At 53.1% G+C, this 15,693-nt stretch carries 15 protein-coding genes and 1 riboswitch; of the genes, 9 read left to right on the forward strand and 6 right to left on the reverse strand.

What is annotated here, in order from left to right:
• Window positions 1-293: 293 nt before the first annotated feature.
• The 4 genes from JI735_RS07040 to JI735_RS07055 all read left to right on the forward strand — a co-directional run bounded on the left by JI735_RS07040 (window position 294) and on the right by JI735_RS07055 (window position 3,846).
• Window positions 294-1,394, forward strand: coding sequence for an FUSC family protein (locus tag JI735_RS07040; protein ID WP_051051545.1), 1,101 nt, complete (start codon window positions 294-296; stop codon window positions 1,392-1,394).
• A 372-nt stretch (window positions 1,395-1,766) separates the two neighbouring features.
• A riboswitch (cyclic di-GMP riboswitch) is annotated at window positions 1,767-1,857 on the forward strand.
• 74 nt (window positions 1,858-1,931) lie between these two features.
• On the forward strand, window positions 1,932-2,843 hold the full coding sequence (locus JI735_RS37200) for a flagellar assembly protein A (RefSeq protein WP_202677234.1): 912 nt from the start codon (window positions 1,932-1,934) through the stop codon (window positions 2,841-2,843).
• An 86-nt stretch (window positions 2,844-2,929) separates the two neighbouring features.
• The gene (locus tag JI735_RS37205) at window positions 2,930-3,367 is read left to right on the forward strand and encodes a hypothetical protein (protein WP_325175580.1); all 438 of its coding nucleotides are present in this window, start codon (window positions 2,930-2,932) and stop codon (window positions 3,365-3,367) included.
• On the forward strand, window positions 3,364-3,846 hold the full coding sequence (locus JI735_RS07055; protein ID WP_202677235.1) for a hypothetical protein: 483 nt from the start codon (window positions 3,364-3,366) through the stop codon (window positions 3,844-3,846). The genes JI735_RS37205 and JI735_RS07055 overlap by 4 nt, the downstream gene beginning before the upstream one ends.
• A gap of 99 nt (window positions 3,847-3,945) precedes the next feature.
• Here JI735_RS07055 and JI735_RS07060 read toward each other — a convergent pair whose 3' ends face one another.
• Together JI735_RS07060 and JI735_RS07065 are read right to left on the reverse strand one after the other, a co-directional pair.
• The gene (locus JI735_RS07060) at window positions 3,946-4,548 is read right to left on the reverse strand and encodes a flavin reductase family protein (protein ID WP_039833482.1); all 603 of its coding nucleotides are present in this window, start codon (window positions 4,546-4,548) and stop codon (window positions 3,946-3,948) included.
• Between the two features lie 14 nt (window positions 4,549-4,562).
• Window positions 4,563-5,447, reverse strand: a complete 885-nt coding sequence (locus tag JI735_RS07065) for a DMT family transporter (RefSeq protein ID WP_039833481.1) — start codon at window positions 5,445-5,447, stop codon at window positions 4,563-4,565.
• Window positions 5,448-5,458: 11 nt separating this feature from the next.
• Between JI735_RS07065 and JI735_RS07070 the strand changes: the two genes are divergently transcribed.
• Together JI735_RS07070 and JI735_RS07075 are read left to right on the forward strand one after the other, a co-directional pair.
• A complete protein-coding gene (locus JI735_RS07070; RefSeq protein WP_325175581.1) occupies window positions 5,459-6,454 on the forward strand; it encodes a LysR family transcriptional regulator in 996 nt (331 codons plus the stop codon).
• Between the two features lie 35 nt (window positions 6,455-6,489).
• Window positions 6,490-7,464 (forward strand): aldo/keto reductase, encoded by a 975-nt coding sequence (locus JI735_RS07075; RefSeq protein WP_202677236.1) that lies wholly within the window; start codon window positions 6,490-6,492, stop codon window positions 7,462-7,464.
• Window positions 7,465-7,547: 83 nt separating this feature from the next.
• Here the strand turns inward: JI735_RS07075 and JI735_RS07080 are convergent, their stop codons facing one another.
• From JI735_RS07080 to hcp, 4 genes are all read right to left on the reverse strand, one after another.
• Entirely contained in the window at window positions 7,548-8,666 is a 1,119-nt protein-coding gene (locus tag JI735_RS07080) for a hypothetical protein (RefSeq protein ID WP_039833475.1), read from the reverse strand.
• Window positions 8,667-8,727: 61 nt separating this feature from the next.
• Window positions 8,728-10,083: a sensor histidine kinase gene (locus JI735_RS07085; RefSeq protein ID WP_039833474.1), complete on the reverse strand. Its 1,356-nt coding sequence runs from the start codon at window positions 10,081-10,083 to the stop codon at window positions 8,728-8,730.
• Window positions 10,084-10,086: 3 nt separating this feature from the next.
• The gene (locus JI735_RS07090) at window positions 10,087-10,746 is read right to left on the reverse strand and encodes a response regulator transcription factor (protein WP_039833473.1); all 660 of its coding nucleotides are present in this window, start codon (window positions 10,744-10,746) and stop codon (window positions 10,087-10,089) included.
• A gap of 305 nt (window positions 10,747-11,051) precedes the next feature.
• On the reverse strand, window positions 11,052-12,704 hold the full coding sequence (gene hcp, locus JI735_RS07095) for a hydroxylamine reductase (protein WP_083886433.1): 1,653 nt from the start codon (window positions 12,702-12,704) through the stop codon (window positions 11,052-11,054).
• Between the two features lie 143 nt (window positions 12,705-12,847).
• On the opposite strand from hcp, the gene JI735_RS07100 reads away from it, so the two are divergent.
• The 3 genes from JI735_RS07100 to JI735_RS07110 are packed head-to-tail and all read left to right on the forward strand — an operon-like array spanning window position 12,848 to window position 15,428.
• The gene (locus tag JI735_RS07100; protein ID WP_039833472.1) at window positions 12,848-13,555 is read left to right on the forward strand and encodes a Crp/Fnr family transcriptional regulator; all 708 of its coding nucleotides are present in this window, start codon (window positions 12,848-12,850) and stop codon (window positions 13,553-13,555) included.
• A 45-nt stretch (window positions 13,556-13,600) separates the two neighbouring features.
• Window positions 13,601-14,992 (forward strand): aldehyde dehydrogenase, encoded by a 1,392-nt coding sequence (locus JI735_RS07105; RefSeq protein WP_202677237.1) that lies wholly within the window; start codon window positions 13,601-13,603, stop codon window positions 14,990-14,992.
• A 52-nt stretch (window positions 14,993-15,044) separates the two neighbouring features.
• On the forward strand, window positions 15,045-15,428 hold the full coding sequence (locus tag JI735_RS07110) for a RidA family protein (RefSeq protein WP_083886431.1): 384 nt from the start codon (window positions 15,045-15,047) through the stop codon (window positions 15,426-15,428).
• Window positions 15,429-15,693 lie beyond the last annotated feature (265 nt).

Here is a 15,693-nt window from a genome sequence, read left to right on the forward strand (position 1 = left end):
CTCCCTTACCTTATGTAATACAATCTATTTTACCCGCTTCTTGCGGGGGACAATCGAAGCGGGCCGGCTCAGCGTGTGTGCAAGCGACAATTCCTCCCATTCTTCGACAACCTTCCATAATATATAGCATAACGGATTAGTCCTATATATGCGATAGCATACACTGTTAAAAGCAGTCTGGAATCTTAACAAGTTCGTAAAATTTAAGAACCTCCCGGACTGTTTTGCGGTGCTATAATGAAAACGGCTGAAATTCATTTCATTTTAACCAACCTGAAAGAAGATGACCTCCAATGAACGAAGGATTGCAGGACCGTCTGGAGAAATTCGGACTGTCTTTATATATGATACGTGTTACTCTGGCAGCTTCACTCTCCTGGCTGGCAGTACATACGCTGTATGGGGACAGCTATTTATACTTCGCCCCGCTGGCGGCGATTCTGATTACACAGGGGAGCGTCAAGGCCTCTCTGGAAAAAGGGGTTTACCGCATGACCGGCATTGTGCTCGGCGGCATTGTCAGCCTGGTTGTGGGGCGGTTCTTCGATGTAGGAGCCCTTTCCATTCTGCTGATGCTTCTGATCGGCATCGGAGTCGCAACAGCCTGCCGGATCAATATCCAGGCCATCTCCCAGGTCGGTGTAACCTCTGTACTGGCACTCACCTTCTATAATGATCATTATATCGAGTGGCGGGTCGCTGAAACGCTTATCGGTGTAGTCATTGCTCTAATCATCAATATGATTATCGTCCCGCCCAAGGGGTTCGTCAAGGTTAAGGGCTTGGCTCTGGAAGGCGGCCTGCTGCTGGCGGATGCCCTAAGCGGCCAGACCGGCGGCGGACGGGAAGCCATCCAGGCGGGAGACGCCCTGACACGCTCCGCTTCACTGCTGGCGAAGAGCGAGCTGCAGCAGAAGGAGCTGCATTATACCTTAACCCATTACCATTGCCGCAATGAGCTGCGCGGACTGACACAGACAACGGCCCATCTTAAAAAAATCCACTCGTATGTAAAAGAGATTCGTGCGGAAATCGCACTGCTGCCCGCACATTATGCCGCAGCCGACTGGATGGCGGAGGTGGTCACAGCCACCGCAGACTGTATCGCCCTTTACGGGACGAAGACACTGTCGGATGCCGAATGCCAGCGTTCGCTTCCCGAATCGCTGCGCCGGGCGCGCGATCTTCAACTCGCCTGGTTCTCCGAGCTGCAGGGGCAATGCTCCCTCACCTCCATCCGCGATCTCGGCGCGGTGTTCTCCCACCTGAACCGGGTGCTGGAAGAAATCGAGCAAGCCGACTATGTAGTGATGTCAGCCGCGCCGCAAAAGGCTAAAGCCGGAGCCGCACACGCTGTACGCTTCATTCAAAAGGGACTCTCCCACAAGCTTTAAGCTTGGGAGCGTCCTTTTTTAATTTATCGCTCTCATCTCTCACACTATCAGTTTGCCCTCTGTTTCATGCCCCTTTACCCTGCTTCAAGCCCTACATACTGCCGTCCCAGCCTCCTATATTCTCCTGTAAATCTGAAATTCAATATGCGTAATTTAATTATAAATTCATTTTATTTACAAAAAATCAACAATTACCTACATTATTCAATATTTATAGTCAAAATCAATTATTCCAGTTGAAAATTCGCTACTTAAGTACTAGAATTAAGGTTGTTTGCAGAAGTTATTTTTGGACATCGTACCAGTATTGACCACTTTTTTGTCGATTACAGTCGATTTAATTTGTCTCTTACTGAGTATATATCATTGATCTATTCCTAAAGGAAACTGTCCGAAAGGGCAGGACGCAAAGCCATGGGCCTAAGAGCGCAATTGCTGCATTTATGGTCGCCAGGCTGCCAATAGAGACGCCATTTGGTCGGATATCCCGGGATATCGCATCACGGCTCCATGATGTTCTTTTCTGTACAGATACCATTGATTATACGAAAAAGTGAGGTTACGAGAATGCCGCAGCATACCATCGAACGTTCACGGTACGAGTTCATTGCTTCCATGCTTCTTGGGAAGACCGATCTCTTGAATCTTTACTCTGTGGATCCTCAGACGTTTGGCGGAACAGACGAAGCTAAGAATGGTGTCATCATTATCCAGAATAATGAAATCTTCATCACTCCGCCTCTGTCCGGCGGCAAACCGGCTGTAATCTCCGCGATCCATCCTGTTGTGTTGAAGATTAACGGTCAAGTCATCACGGGCCCGACTCCAATTACCTCTGCAGATGACCTCACCTGGGAGATTTGCGAGAAACCGCAATACCAGATTACAGTGTCCGATGATAAGCTCAAAGTATACTTTACCCTTTACCGCGCTGAAAGGTATGCCTGGAATCTCGTCAACAATCCGGCCTCAGCCTTTGTTACTGTCCGCGCGGAGATGAACCGGGAAATGCTGTTATCCACCCTCTCCATAGAACGGATTATAGCCGGATTTGAGAAGAGCCCTATAGTCAGCAGTCTCAATATCCCTGCGCTATACGAGGAGCTGAATAATCCTACCTACCTTCCCGTGTGTATTGCTGAAGGCAAGGCTCCTGTGCCAGGGACAAATGCGAGTCTGGAACTGCTGTTTCAGCAGAAAATAGAGAATCAATTCAAGTCGATGGACGATTCCGCCCAGGAAACAGGCTGCCCGGAATTCTTCATGGTGCAGGAAGGCGAAGTGTTTGCGAAGAAACTGCCCCCACAGAAGGCCTTCCCGGCTTTGATGTATATGGCGGTGTACTTCCGCCGCCGCCGCCGCAGGACCTCACCCTGTTCTCCTCCCCCTGCGCAGCGATGCTTCCGGGCGGGGAGATCAAGGCCTGCCGCAAAGGCAGACCACGCATAACCGGAAGCGGAACCTTTGTAAAAACAATAGATTTCCCCCAAACGTTCCCCGTTCCGCATAGTGACAGTGAAGCCGGAGGTACCCTGATGTTTCCTGGGGATGTTATCGCTGCTCATGATTTAAGCAGGAACACGGTTATTGAGGCTTTGGGCAATGTTTATATTTTTGGTGATGTGCGCAATTCCCGGATCGCTGCTACAGGCAGCATATTTATCAGCGGCAAGGTTGTAGACAGTGAGCTGTACGCCGGGGGATATGGGGCCACACATAACCGCCTGTGCAGCTTCACCGAACTGGTGGCGAAGGAAGTAGCGGGACTGAGGGAAGCCGCCAGACACCTTGCCGAGACGGTCGAGTCAACGGTGCAGACAGTGAAATACGGGCTGGTCATCATGCTGCTGCTGGAGAGTAAATATGCTCATCTTCCCCGTATGATCCGTGACATGCAGGAGCTGTTATCAGGCATGAGTACTGATTATCCTCAGGATACCAAAATCCTGAAGCATCTGATGGAGTTTTTTTGAATCCCGGACAGTTTACCGACCAGATTACCGATGCGGGTATAGGCTCTTTTCTGAGCCTGCTGAAGAACCTGGCCCAGAGCATCTGCCAGATGCAGGAGGAACGGGTCCGGATCGATATCGCCGGGTCACATGACAGTATTATCAAATCCGGCGGGGATGTCCATATTCATGGAGATGGAGTTTCCCGGAGCCAACTGCATTCGGCTGGCGATATTTATTTTGCGAAGAATAGCTCCATGTCTACTGATTCTACCATGGAAGCAGCCGGAACGATTCATGCACGCAGCGTCGGCGGGGAATCCATTGGCAAATCGCTGCTCGTTGCAGGCCGGCAAATCATTGCACATACCATCAGTAATGCTTCTGTGACAATAGGCGGATATTCCCTGGAGATTACTGACCCGATTGAAAATATCGCATTTACGGCCAAAAGCCTGCAACAGAAATACGGGAGAGCGGCATCCTCTTCAAGCGAGTAATCAGCGGAATCCTACATATAGCCTTACCGGAAAAGGTACACATACAGAAAGACCCTGCCGGGCCGCGTGGCGGCATCCGGCAGGGTCTTTCCCGTGCTTTTAAGACTCGTATTGCGGTCTCTCCATATCGAACGTCCGGCCAACCGCCGCATACGAAGCTCCCGCGAGACGGCTTACCGGCTTCAGCTTGGCCGCATCAATACGTCCGTTATGGATCAGCTCATCCTCTACATAGAAACACAGCACTTCTCCGATGATCATATCGCAGTGTCCCAGCTCCACATGCCGCGTAAGCCGGCACTCCATGGCAACCTTACATTCCTCTATACGCGGAACCCGGACCATTTGCCCGGGCACCGGCGTCAGTCCGGCCAATTCCAGCTCGCTGACGCCTTCCGGGGCGTTGATCGAGGTGTGGTTAATCGCAGCCACATTATCCTCGTCCACAATATGCACCACAAACTCCCCATTGCCCAAAATGTTGCTTGCAGTGTGCTTCATCTCTCCGGTTGCCTTACGCACACAGGAGAACATAATCATCGGCGGTTCATCATTCACAATATTAAAAAAACTGAACGGTGCGGCATTCACCACGCCTTGTTCATTGATTGAGGTTACAAAAGCAATCGGCCGGGGGATAATGCTTCCGATCAAAAGCTTGTAATTGTCATGCGCCGATTGTGCTGAAGCAGCGATATACATAAAAACACCTCCTTCTAATGTGTAGGACGCCTAACGGCTTTCTTGAAGTTAACCAAAACGATGCTGCCCACAATAAGCAGCAGGCCGACCACCAGATTAAGCGTGATCCGCTCATGCAGCAGCACCACACTTGAACCGATGGAGATCAGCGGAATCAGAAAGGTGAAGGAACCAACCTTGCCGGCCTCCCCTTCCTTGATGAGACTGAAATACACCATCCAGCCCAGGGCAATCACAAACACAGAAATAAACAGCGTGTTCACGATAAAAGCCGTGTTCCAGGTTATATCCGTCCAGCTCTCGGCCGCCGAACCGGCTGCCAGCAGAACAAGGCCCCCGATCATGATCTGCATGGCGGTCATCCACAGCATATCCACCCGCGCCGCATTGCGTTTCGTATAGACGGTGGCAAAAGCCCAGCTGAGCGCACTGGCCAGAGCAAGCACAATGCCCTGAACAGAAATGCTCCCGGTAAAGCCGCCGATGCTGAGTGAGGCTACACCGAGGAATCCGAGCACGAGACCGGCCAGCTTCAGCCCATACATGCTCTCACCCAGCCAGAGCCAGGCGAAAATACCAAGCAGCACCGGCTGCAGAAAGACAATGGCGGAGAACAGGCCGGAAGGCACATACTGCAGGCCAATGGTCTGGAAGCCATAATAGAAGACGATACTAAGGAAAGCCGACACCAGATACACCGGCCACAGCCGCTTGAACTGAAGCTCCTTCAGTTTCGGCAGGGCTGCTGCGATCAGAATTACACCGGCGATCACGGTGCGTATCCCGGCAAACAACAGCGGCGGAGCGTAATGTAAAGCGATTTTGGAAAGAGGCCAATTAATGCCCCAGACGATGACCAGAAAGATAAGCAAGGCTATGGTTTTTCTCTGCTGCTGCATTTATTCACCTCTTGTTCTATTTTCATACCAATGATACAGTAAAACCAGTTATAATTGAAATGAATTATTATTATAAGGGGCATACCAAAACTGTTATGAACAACACTCAGATCCGTTTGTTTGTCAGCATTGCCGAGAGCGGCAGCTTCACGAAAGCCGGACTGGACATGAATATGACCCAGCCTGCGGTCAGCCGGGCCATCTCCGCGCTGGAGGCGGAGCTTGCGGTGAAGCTGCTGCTGCGCGACCGGCGCAGCGGGCTGATGCTCACTGATATCGGCAAGCGTATCCTTGTTATTTTCCGGGAGATCCTGATCGGGTATGACAAAGTAGAGCAGGAAATTTCCGCCGAAAAGGGGCTGGAGAAGGGACTGATCCGCATCGGGGCGTTTCCGGTAGCTTCGGCGCATCTGGTCCCCAAGATTATCCGCTCCATCGCTTCAAGCTACCCAGAGATTGAGATCAGGCTGTACGAAGGGACTGTCGCCGAGGTGAAAGAATGGCTGGAGGCGCGGATCATTGACGTAGGGCTGATCATTCCTCCGGATGGAGACTTCGACTTTGTTCCGCTCTTCCGGGAAAAGCTGTATGCCGTGCTGCAGGACGACCATCCGCTCCGGCACAAGGCTGTCATTTGCGTGAAGGACCTGGAAGATGAGCCGATGCTGATCTGCAGATCCGGCTATGAACCGCCGGTAGTCGATTTATTCCAGAGAGGCGGCAGCAAGCTGAATGTGAAATATGAGGTCAGCAGCTATCTGACCGCCCTCAATATGGTCAAGGAAGGGCTGGCTGTGGGCGTAATGTCCCAGCTCTCGCTGCTGTCGCTTCCTCCCGGCGTGATCATCCGGGAGCTGGCTCCTGATGCCTACCGTGATATTCATCTGGCGGTGAACTCGCTTGCCGAGGCATCGATTGCCGTCAGGCTGTTCATCGAGACTGCCCTGCGGCTGACCGCCGGTCCGGATACCGCTGTACCGCCCGTAATTCAAGCCGGGCAAATGTAGCTGGGGAGATTGAACGATATAAGGAGGGAATTGATGTGAAATATAATCGTTTGGGCAGCAGCGGGCTGCAGGTGTCTGCGCTGGGCCTGGGAACCAACGCGTTCGGAAAGAGGGCCGATCAGCAGACCTCGATTGATATTGTCCATGCCGCGCTCGGCCAGGGAATCAACTTCATAGATACTGCCAATATCTACGCCGGCTCCGAGTCCGAGCGGATTATCGGGCTGGCACTTGAAGACAGGCGGCAGGAAGCCGTTCTGGCTACCAAGGCAGGCCTGCCGGTGCACGGAGGGCCCGGAGGCAGCGGTTCATCCCGCCATCATCTGCTGCAGGAGCTGGAAGGGAGCCTGCGCCGCCTGAAGACAGATTATGTGGATCTTTATCAGATCCATACTTTTGATCCCTACACACCGCTGGAAGAAACCCTGCGCACATTGGATGATATGGTATCCGCAGGCAAAGTCCGCTATATCGGCGCTTCCAATTATGCAGCCTGGGAGCTGATGAAGGCGCTGGGAATCAGCGAATTGCGCAATCTGGTCAAGTATGTCTCCATCCAGTGCAGCTATTCCCTGGCTGACCGGACACCCGAGACCCAGCTGCTCCCGCTCTGCCTGGATCAGGGAATCGGCATCATTCCCTATTTCCCGCTGGCCGGAGGCATCCTCACAGGCAAATACGGCGGCAGCGATGCCCCGCCCGCCGGCTCCAGAGCGCAGACGGACCCGAACTTCAGCCGCTTCCTGAGCAAGGACCGGATCGCCCTTGGCGATGCGGTGGGAGGCATCGCCGCTGAGCTGGCGGCCTCCCCCACCGCGCTGTCGCTGGCCTGGCTGATGCACCAGCAAGCCGTCTCCACCGTCATTGTCGGCGCTACGAAGACCGCGCAGCTGCAAGAAAGCATCCAGAGCGCTGCGCTCGCTCTGGATGCCGGCAGCCTGCACCGGCTGGACGAAGCCAGCCGGGCCTTCCGGCACGGCGAGCCGTTCGCCTGCTACCGGCTGCCGTAGACAGCACAGCCGCTGCCTTTGGTGAAGGGCAGCGGCTGATTGATTGCTGTAACGTAGCGCTTATGACGAAGCCAATAGCTGCTTTATGACTTGGAGGCCGGGGAAGCCGGAGTATAAATCAAGCAGCGCAGTTTCTTCTCGGGATACCGCAGTTCTGCGGTATAGGAGCTTCCGTCTTTCAGTTTAACCAAAACTGCTACAACCCCGCGTTTGTCATATATGCTGTCCTTAATAATAGATGTGCCGGCAATCTCACGGGTATCGCCCTGTTTGTCCGCAACAATGGTGCGCGCGGCTTGGAGCCAGCTGGAATCCTGTCGGATCCGCCCGTTCATCTCTGCTGTGATCGGCGTTCTCTTATAAGCCAATTCCACAATAGTGGAATCGATGACGGTTCCGCTCAGGGAGTCAATGAACACATTATACATGAAATAAGGTTTTCCTTGAGTCTGGAGTGCGCCTACACGGTAAGGCTGGAAATGTACGAACCATACCCCCTTTTGCTCAGGACCCGATTTGTTATAGGACGCCTTGCCTTCCATCTTAGACAGATCCACATCGAACAGACGGGCCACACTCTCTTTTGCTTTGCTGAGGGCTTCAGCCTCACCGATGTCCTTCTGATCGGGTTGCGGTTTCACATAGCTCAGGCCCAACACATAGTTGAAGCGATAAGTCCAATCGATAAACTGCAGCAGTTCCTCATCCGTAAGGGCACGCTTGGGGAGTACATAAGTAGCCTTGCTCCGATCTAGATAAAACTCGTAGTTCCCGGCCTTCATGGGCAGCTTCTGCTTGGGACGCAGGCCATCGAATCGGTATTGATCGTCCAGGATAAGTTGCCGCTTGCTTTCTTGCTCGGTCATCTCCCGCGTGAATATTTCATGATCCATATATCTAAGCTTTTCGGCGTACGCATTGGACTCCTTGATTTCCTCTTCAGTGACCGTGCGCTCCAAATACGTCTGTATCGTCGAGACCGGAGCTTCCGCCTCGATCTTCAGCACCGGAATCTGGCTGCTCGCCAGTTGAACCGCAGGCTTCCTGGTATGCTGCTGTTCGTAAGATACATGCGCTTCCGGCACCTGACGGTTCATTTCTGTATGAGCAACAATATGCGGCACCGCAAAAGCACTGAGACCCAGCAGTCCTCCCGATATGGCAATTACCCCAAGGGCCGATTTAACGTCATTCCTGTTCATCTTTACTACCTCCAATGTGTAAGTGGGCTTGTCTTAGCCTTACTGTAAGATAAAGATGTTATCAAGTAAGAAGCCCGTTGTTATGGAGTTGTAAAATAAGCTTTATAGTCGTCCCCTTCTGCTCCTCTGAACTTAGAGACAGCTGTGCCTGATGCGCCTCTGCAATCTGGCGGCACAGGGCCAAACCGAGTCCTGCCCCGCCATGTTCTCTTGACCGGGCATGATCCACCCGGTAGAACGGCTCGAATACCCGCTCCAGATGTCCGGCACTCATGCCTCTGCCGGAATCTGATACTTCCAGAACAGCCGCAGCATCCTGTTCATACGCAGCCAGCCTGATCTCCGAACCTGGAGTTGAGGCATGGATCGAGTTCTCCAGGCAATTCACCAGGAACGATTCGAGCAGCTCCCGGTCACCCCATACCGCAGGAATATCCGCTTCCAGAATTAGCTCAATCCCCGCTGCATCCAGATTGGCCTGTTCCATCCGGCGCACGGATTCGAACAGCTCCATAACCGGTATCCGGTTCCGTTCCACCGGCTGATGGCTGAGAACGGATAAATCCAGCAGCTTGAAGACCAGATTCTTCAGACGCAGCGTCTCGCTCCAGAGATAACCGCTCGCTGTTATCCGCTCTTCTTCGTCGATATGGGCCGCATTCAAATACTGGGCGAATCCCTGCAAGCTGGTCAGCGGCGTTCTCAGTTCATGAGCCAGGTTGTCCACCATCCGCTGCTTCTCCTCAGCCATGGCGGAGAGGTCCGTAACCTGCTTTTCCACAGCATCTGCCATGCGGTTGAAATGCCGCGCCAGCTCCCCGAATTCATCCCTGTTCTTAAGCTGCACCCGTTTGCCGTAATTTCCTTCGGCAATATTTTTGGTGCTGTCCGCCAATGATTGCAGAGGTTTCGTCAGCTTGCGGATCAGTACATACATGAGCGCAGCAAGAACAGGAATAGAGATGCAGTTGATATAGACAAAATACCGGTTCAACTCATCCTGGCCGGCATACAGCGCTTCAATATCCCGCCGGTAGGTTAGCTGCAAATGCCCATAAGGCGCCGGCAGCTCATTCGTTACGCTGATATAGCGGGCGGACGGCTCCGATGGCCCGGCATAGATGGGAGTACCCTGATTCGACAATTCCAGTGAAATGCCCCGCTCCCGGTAATACTCCCCATAGGAACGGGCAACATCCAGCAGAATCGTATCGTTAATCCGCATCCCCCGTGATTTTATGGAATTTAGATTTTCATAGATATTGTTGGCAATCAGGGCCTGATCACTTGCCGCCCGCTGCTGTTCCCTTCCCATATTCAGCCGCCAGCTTTTGTTCATAATCATAATGACGCTCACATCCAGCACCACAACGAACAAGACGAGCATCAGCACCAGCGTTTTCTGCCAGAATCTCATCGCTCACCTCTCCGCTTCCAGACGGTAACCCAGCTTGTACACCGTGTTGATCCGTTCTTCCCAGCCCAGTTTTTTGCGAAGCTGCCGGATATGCACATCCACTGTCCGGGTATCTCCTTCAAATTCATAACCCCAGGCCAGTTCCAGCAGTTTTTCCCGGGACAAGGCAATATTCCGGTTCTGAATCAGAACCTCCAGCAACTCAAATTCTCTCGCCGTCAGTTCGACAAGCTGCCCGCTCTTATAGATCTTCCGCGCCTGCAGATGCACCTCAACATCCCCGGCCAGAAACCCTTCTTCTTCCTTGACGCTGCGGCGCAAAACGACATTAATCCGGGCCAGCAGCTCCAAAATTTCAAACGGCTTAATAATATAATCGTCTGCGCCCAGCTCAAAGCCGGTGATGCGATCAGCTAAAGAATCTTTGGCGGTAATAAAAATAACCGGAACACCCGGATGACGGCGCCGCCTCATCCATTCAAACCCATCCATAACCGGCAGCATCACATCCAGCAAAATAAGATCGATTTTCTCCTGCTCCAGAATCTGCTGCATCTGCTCCCCGTCAAAAGCTTTAAAAAACCGATGGCCAACCAGCTTTAGATTCATCGTAATCAGATCGCTGATCGGCTTCTCATCCTCCACTACCAATATCGTTGCCATCCCCAAACCTCCACCCGTTGCTTAGCCAGCTGCGCCTGTACAGCGCAATAGTCGTTGTGGTTCGACATTGTAACCCAATTCCCTCTATTTTACAAACCCTTTACCGGTCTCGGCTCAATCACTGGCCGGAATCAAACCGAGAAATCCCCTTGGTTGAGCAGGCTAGACGCAATGGTGCGGGGCTTGCAGCAGGGACTATTTTTAGGCCTCAATTCTTTGAGTGTGGAGCCTATCAATCTTAGACGCCAATAAGCCGAACACAGCCCTTTAGGGGGCAGCGTCCGGCTTCATTTTAACCTATCTTGTTATACCGCAGCGATGAAATGCTCCATGTCCTCTTTTACAGTTGTAATGCCGCTAATTCCGAAGGTGTCTACCAGCACTTTGGCTACATTCGGGGAGAGGAAGGCCGGAAGCGTCGGGCCGAGATGGATATTCTTGACGCCCAGATGCAGGAGCGCCAGCAGTACAATGACCGCCTTCTGCTCGTACCAGGCAATATTGTAGGCAATCGGCAGATCGTTGATGTCAGCCAGCCCGAATACTTCTTTCAGCTTCATTGCGATTACTACCAGGGAATAGGAATCGTTGCATTGTCCGGCATCCAGTACGCGGGGAATCCCGCCGATCTCACCAAGCGCCAGCTTGTTGTATTTATATTTTGCACAGCCCGCCGTCAGAATGACGGTATCTCCCGGCAGCTCGGCAGCGAAATCTGTATAGTAATTCCGGCTCTTCATCCGGCCGTCGCAGCCTGCCATCACAAAGAACTGCTTGATCGCGCCGCTCTGCACAGCCTCTACCACCTGATCGGCCACACTCATTACCGCAGCATGGGCGAAGCCGCCGACAATTTCTCCAGTCTCCAGTTCGGTTGGCGGTTCACAGTTCTTGGCCTGCTCGATGATCGCGGTGAAATCCTTCTCCTCGTTCTCACCGGCTGCAATATGCTGAACCCCAGGGAAACCTGTATGGCCGGTGGTGTACAGACGGTTAATATAGCTGTCTTTAGGTGGTACAATGCAGTTCGTAGTCATCAGAATCGGACCGTTAAAGCTCGCGAATTCCTCATTTTGCTTCCACCAGGCGTTGCCGTAATTGCCTACGAAATGGCTGTACTTTTTGAATGCAGGATAATAGTGGGCCGGCAGCATCTCGCTGTGTGTGTACACATCCACTCCGGTCCCTTCCGTCTGCTTGAGCAGCGACTCCATATCCTTCAGGTCATGCCCGCTGATTAGAATCCCCGGACGGGTTCCCACACCGATGTTCACTTTGGTGATTTCCGGGTTGCCGTAAGTCGATGTATTCGCCCGGTCCAGCAGCGCCATGACCGCTACGCCCATTTTCCCGCATTCCAGCACCAGTGCAGTCAGCTCATCGCCGCTAAGCGTGTCATCCAGCACTGACGCCAAGCCTTTTTCCATAAAAGCCTGAGCATCAGGCTCAACATAACCCAGCACCGCCGCATGCTCCATGTAAGCTGCCATCCCTTTGAGCCCATAGGTCAGCAGCTCGCGCAGCGAACGGATATCCTCATGTTCTGTGGCAAGAACACCTACCTCTTGTGCTTTCAGCAGCAGGTCTTCGTCCGTACCGGCCGTCCATAGGGCTGCATCATGACCGGAAAGAGCCGCCTCTGCCCCTGCTGAGTCCAGCCGGTTTCTCCACTGGTCACGAAGTGCAAGTCCTTCCCTGATGCGTGCTGTGAAATGCTCCGGGGTGAAGTTTGCATTGGTGATGGTCGCGAACATGCTCCCGGTGATAAATTTCTCCGTGGCCGGATCAGTGATGCCAAGCCCGCGGCCCCGCTGTGCAAAGATTGAAATGCCTTTTAGCGTATACAGCAGCAGATCCTGGAGATTCGCCACCTCGCTGGTTTTGCCGCAGACTCCCTGGATGGTGCAGCCTGATCCCTTCGCCGCCTCCTGACATTGAAAACAGAACATTTCACTCATTTCCCGTTCACTCCTTTTAGGTTTTTGGATACTGGACGGGCCGCTCTTCGTCCCGCCTTTACAGTTACCAGTAATTGTAGTAGACTTTCGTCGAACAATCGGTAACGGATGTTACCGAATACTCACGATTCTGGAGGAAATCTATGAAACCTGACCCTGCCGTGCTGCAGGCCTGTCTGCTGTTCCGGGGACGGTCTGTGGAAGAGATTGAATCTCTGCTGCAAAAGATGATCTACACCGTCAGCGAGTATCCGAGAAAAACAGTAATCCTCGCGGAAGGCGACAAGGCGGACCGCCTCGGTATCGTGCTCTCGGGACGGGTGGAAGTACAGAAGAACCACCCCACGGGCAGCGGTGTAACCATTGCCCATCTGAATCAAGGCCAGACCATTGGCGAAGCCGTGCTGTTCCGCAGAAACAACAGTGTGCCCGCCACGGTTACCGCCTCTGATCCCTGCACCGTTATGTTCATCGGCAAGCAGGAGCTGCTGCGGATGTTTTCGGCAGATACAGAGCTGCTGACCCGTTTTATTGAGAATCTGTCCGAGCGGCTGGTGCTGGTCAACCGGAAGATTGAAATCCTCTCAGCCGGACCGCTGCGGCGGCGGATTGTCGATTTTCTGCTGGAGCAGTCGGAGCTGCAGTCCTCCGCTCTTGTCCGGCTTCCTTTCAGCAGAAAGGAATGGGCAGAGCATTTAAATACGGCACGGCCCTCGCTTTCCCGTGAAATGGGGAATCTGCGCGACCAGGGCTGGATTCTTTTCAAGGGGAGGGAAATCACCCTGCTGGAAGTGGATCAGATGAGGGATTTCATTCACAGTGACGAAGCGGATTCCGGGGGCAAGAGCTGAAGTTTGTGCACCAACAGATGACAGATTATGGAGGAAGGGTAGAGAATGCTCGAAGCAACATCACAGAACGTAGAACAAATGCTAGAGGAAACCCGTGAATTTTTCCACACCGGAGCTACAAGGGCTGTTGCCTTCCGGCTGGAGCAGCTGCAGAAGCTGAAGAATGCCATCAAACGCTGCGAAACACAGTTGATTACCGCTCTGAAAAAGGACCTGCGCAAAAGCGAGTTCGAAGCCTATGCTACAGAAATCGGCTTCACACTCGATAGCATCGGGTACATGATGAAGCATCTGAAGCGCTGGGCGAAGCCTGTCAAGGTGAAGTCACCGCTGCATATGTTTCCGGCCAAAAGCCTGATTCTCAGCGAGCCCTACGGAACTGTACTGGTTATCGGGCCCTTCAATTATCCGTTCCAACTGCTGATTGAACCGCTGATCGGTGCCATAGCTGCCGGCAATTGTGCCGTTCTGAAGCCTTCCGAGAGTACACCGGCCGTTTCGGGAGTCATAGAAGACATGATTAGGGAGACCTTCGAACCATCGTATATCCGTGTGGTTCAAGGCGAGAAAGAGATGACCACTCTGCTGATCCATGCCAAGTTCGACTACATTTTCTTTACGGGAAGTGTCCCTGTCGGCAAAATTGTGATGGAAGCCGCCGCCAAAAATCTGGTGCCGGTCACGCTGGAGCTCGGCGGCAAAAGCCCGGTAATCGTCGACAAGACGGCCGATCTGGAGGCTGCGGCCAAGCGGATCGTCTGGGGCAAACTGATCAACGCCGGGCAGACCTGCATTGCCCCGGATTATTTGCTGGTCCACAGCTCAGTTGCGGCAGAACTGATCCGCCGGATCAAACATTATGTTACTGTTTTTTACGGCAGCGATAGTCAGCGCAGCCCGGATTACGGCCGGATCGTCAATGAACGGCAGCTGCAGCGGATTCGCGGAATGTTAGAGAAGGATCAGGCCAAGATTATTCTGGGCGGCAGCGTTCTGGCGGAGGATCTGTACATTGAGCCAACCCTGATTCACCCGGCTGCCTGGAGCGACGCTTCCATGGCGGATGAGATCTTTGGACCTGTCCTGCCCATTATGGAATACAGCCGCCTGGAAGAGGCCATTCAATCGGTGAATGCGCACCCCAAACCGCTGGCCCTCTACTTGTTCACAGAGGATAAGCAGGTGGAGCAAGAGGTGCTGGGCCGTGTTTCGTTCGGCGGCGGCTGTGTCAATGATACCATCACCCATGTCGCCAGCACCCATCTGCCATTCGGCGGCGTCGGCGGCTCCGGGATTGGCGGGTATCACGGCAGGCACAGCTTTGATGTTTTTTCCCATCGGAAAAGCATCGTGAAGCGGAGCACCCGAATTGACTTCGGGATTGTCTACCCGCCATACGGCAATAAAGTCAAGCTGGCGCGGAGGCTGCTGAAATAGCAGCCGGTTACGATTCAACTGCATAAACTTGCTTAGAATGGAGAGGATTTGTGTGGAGCGGAAACAGGTGTTTACAGGCTCCCCTTGGGAGTCAACCGTGGGATACTGCCGGGCCATCCGCATCGGAGACCGGATTGAAGTGGCCGGAACAACAGCGATGAAGGACGGGAAAGTTTTCGGCAAGGGAAGCCCTTATGAGCAAACCCGGTTTATTCTGCAAATGATCGAAAAGGCACTTGGGGAACTGGGCGCCGGCCTGGACAATGTTGTCAGAACCAGAATGTTCGTTACGGACATCTCCAAATGGGAGGAATTCGGAAAAGCCCATGGGGAGTTTTTCAAGGAGATCCAGCCGGTTGCGACCATGGTTGAGGTAAAAGCGCTGATCGACCCCGATCTGCTCATTGAAATCGAAGTGGAGGCTGCTGCACCGTAAAATTGCTTCTGTACCATTCCGCACGCTACAATCACAGAGCCATCGGGCCTGCGGCGCTCTAACAACGGTATTTTTGCCGTTGTTTCGGGGCAAACCGGCCTGCGGTGCTTCAACAACGGTATTTTTGCCGTTGTTTCGGGGCAAGCCGGCCTACAATGCTCCAACAACGGTATTTTCTGCCGTTGTTTTGGTGCACGCCGGCCCGCGATGCTTTAACAACGGCATTTTTGCCGTTGTTTTGCCAACGCTCAATTTGCGCTGGGTC

This window comes from Paenibacillus sonchi (genome assembly GCF_016772475.1).
Lineage (GTDB): Bacteria > Bacillota > Bacilli > Paenibacillales > Paenibacillaceae > Paenibacillus_AQ > Paenibacillus_AQ sonchi.

Excerpts from the sequence above, each read along its gene's own strand:
- JI735_RS07085 (WP_039833474.1), bottom strand. The coding sequence starts at position 10,083 with ATGAGATTCTGGCAGAAAACGCTGGTGCTGATGCTCGTCTTGTTCGTT.
- JI735_RS37205 (WP_325175580.1), top strand. The coding sequence starts at position 2,930 with ATGTTTCCTGGGGATGTTATCGCTGCTCATGATTTAAGCAGGAACACG.
- JI735_RS07040 (WP_051051545.1), top strand. The coding sequence starts at position 294 with ATGAACGAAGGATTGCAGGACCGTCTGGAGAAATTCGGACTGTCTTTA.
- JI735_RS07080 (WP_039833475.1), bottom strand. The coding sequence starts at position 8,666 with ATGAACAGGAATGACGTTAAATCGGCCCTTGGGGTAATTGCCATATCG.
- JI735_RS07100 (WP_039833472.1), top strand. The coding sequence starts at position 12,848 with ATGAAACCTGACCCTGCCGTGCTGCAGGCCTGTCTGCTGTTCCGGGGA.
- JI735_RS07105 (WP_202677237.1), top strand. The coding sequence starts at position 13,601 with ATGCTCGAAGCAACATCACAGAACGTAGAACAAATGCTAGAGGAAACC.
- JI735_RS07060 (WP_039833482.1), bottom strand. The coding sequence starts at position 4,548 with ATGTATATCGCTGCTTCAGCACAATCGGCGCATGACAATTACAAGCTT.
- hcp (WP_083886433.1), bottom strand. The coding sequence starts at position 12,704 with ATGAGTGAAATGTTCTGTTTTCAATGTCAGGAGGCGGCGAAGGGATCA.
- JI735_RS07065 (WP_039833481.1), bottom strand. The coding sequence starts at position 5,447 with ATGCAGCAGCAGAGAAAAACCATAGCCTTGCTTATCTTTCTGGTCATC.
- JI735_RS07090 (WP_039833473.1), bottom strand. The coding sequence starts at position 10,746 with ATGGCAACGATATTGGTAGTGGAGGATGAGAAGCCGATCAGCGATCTG.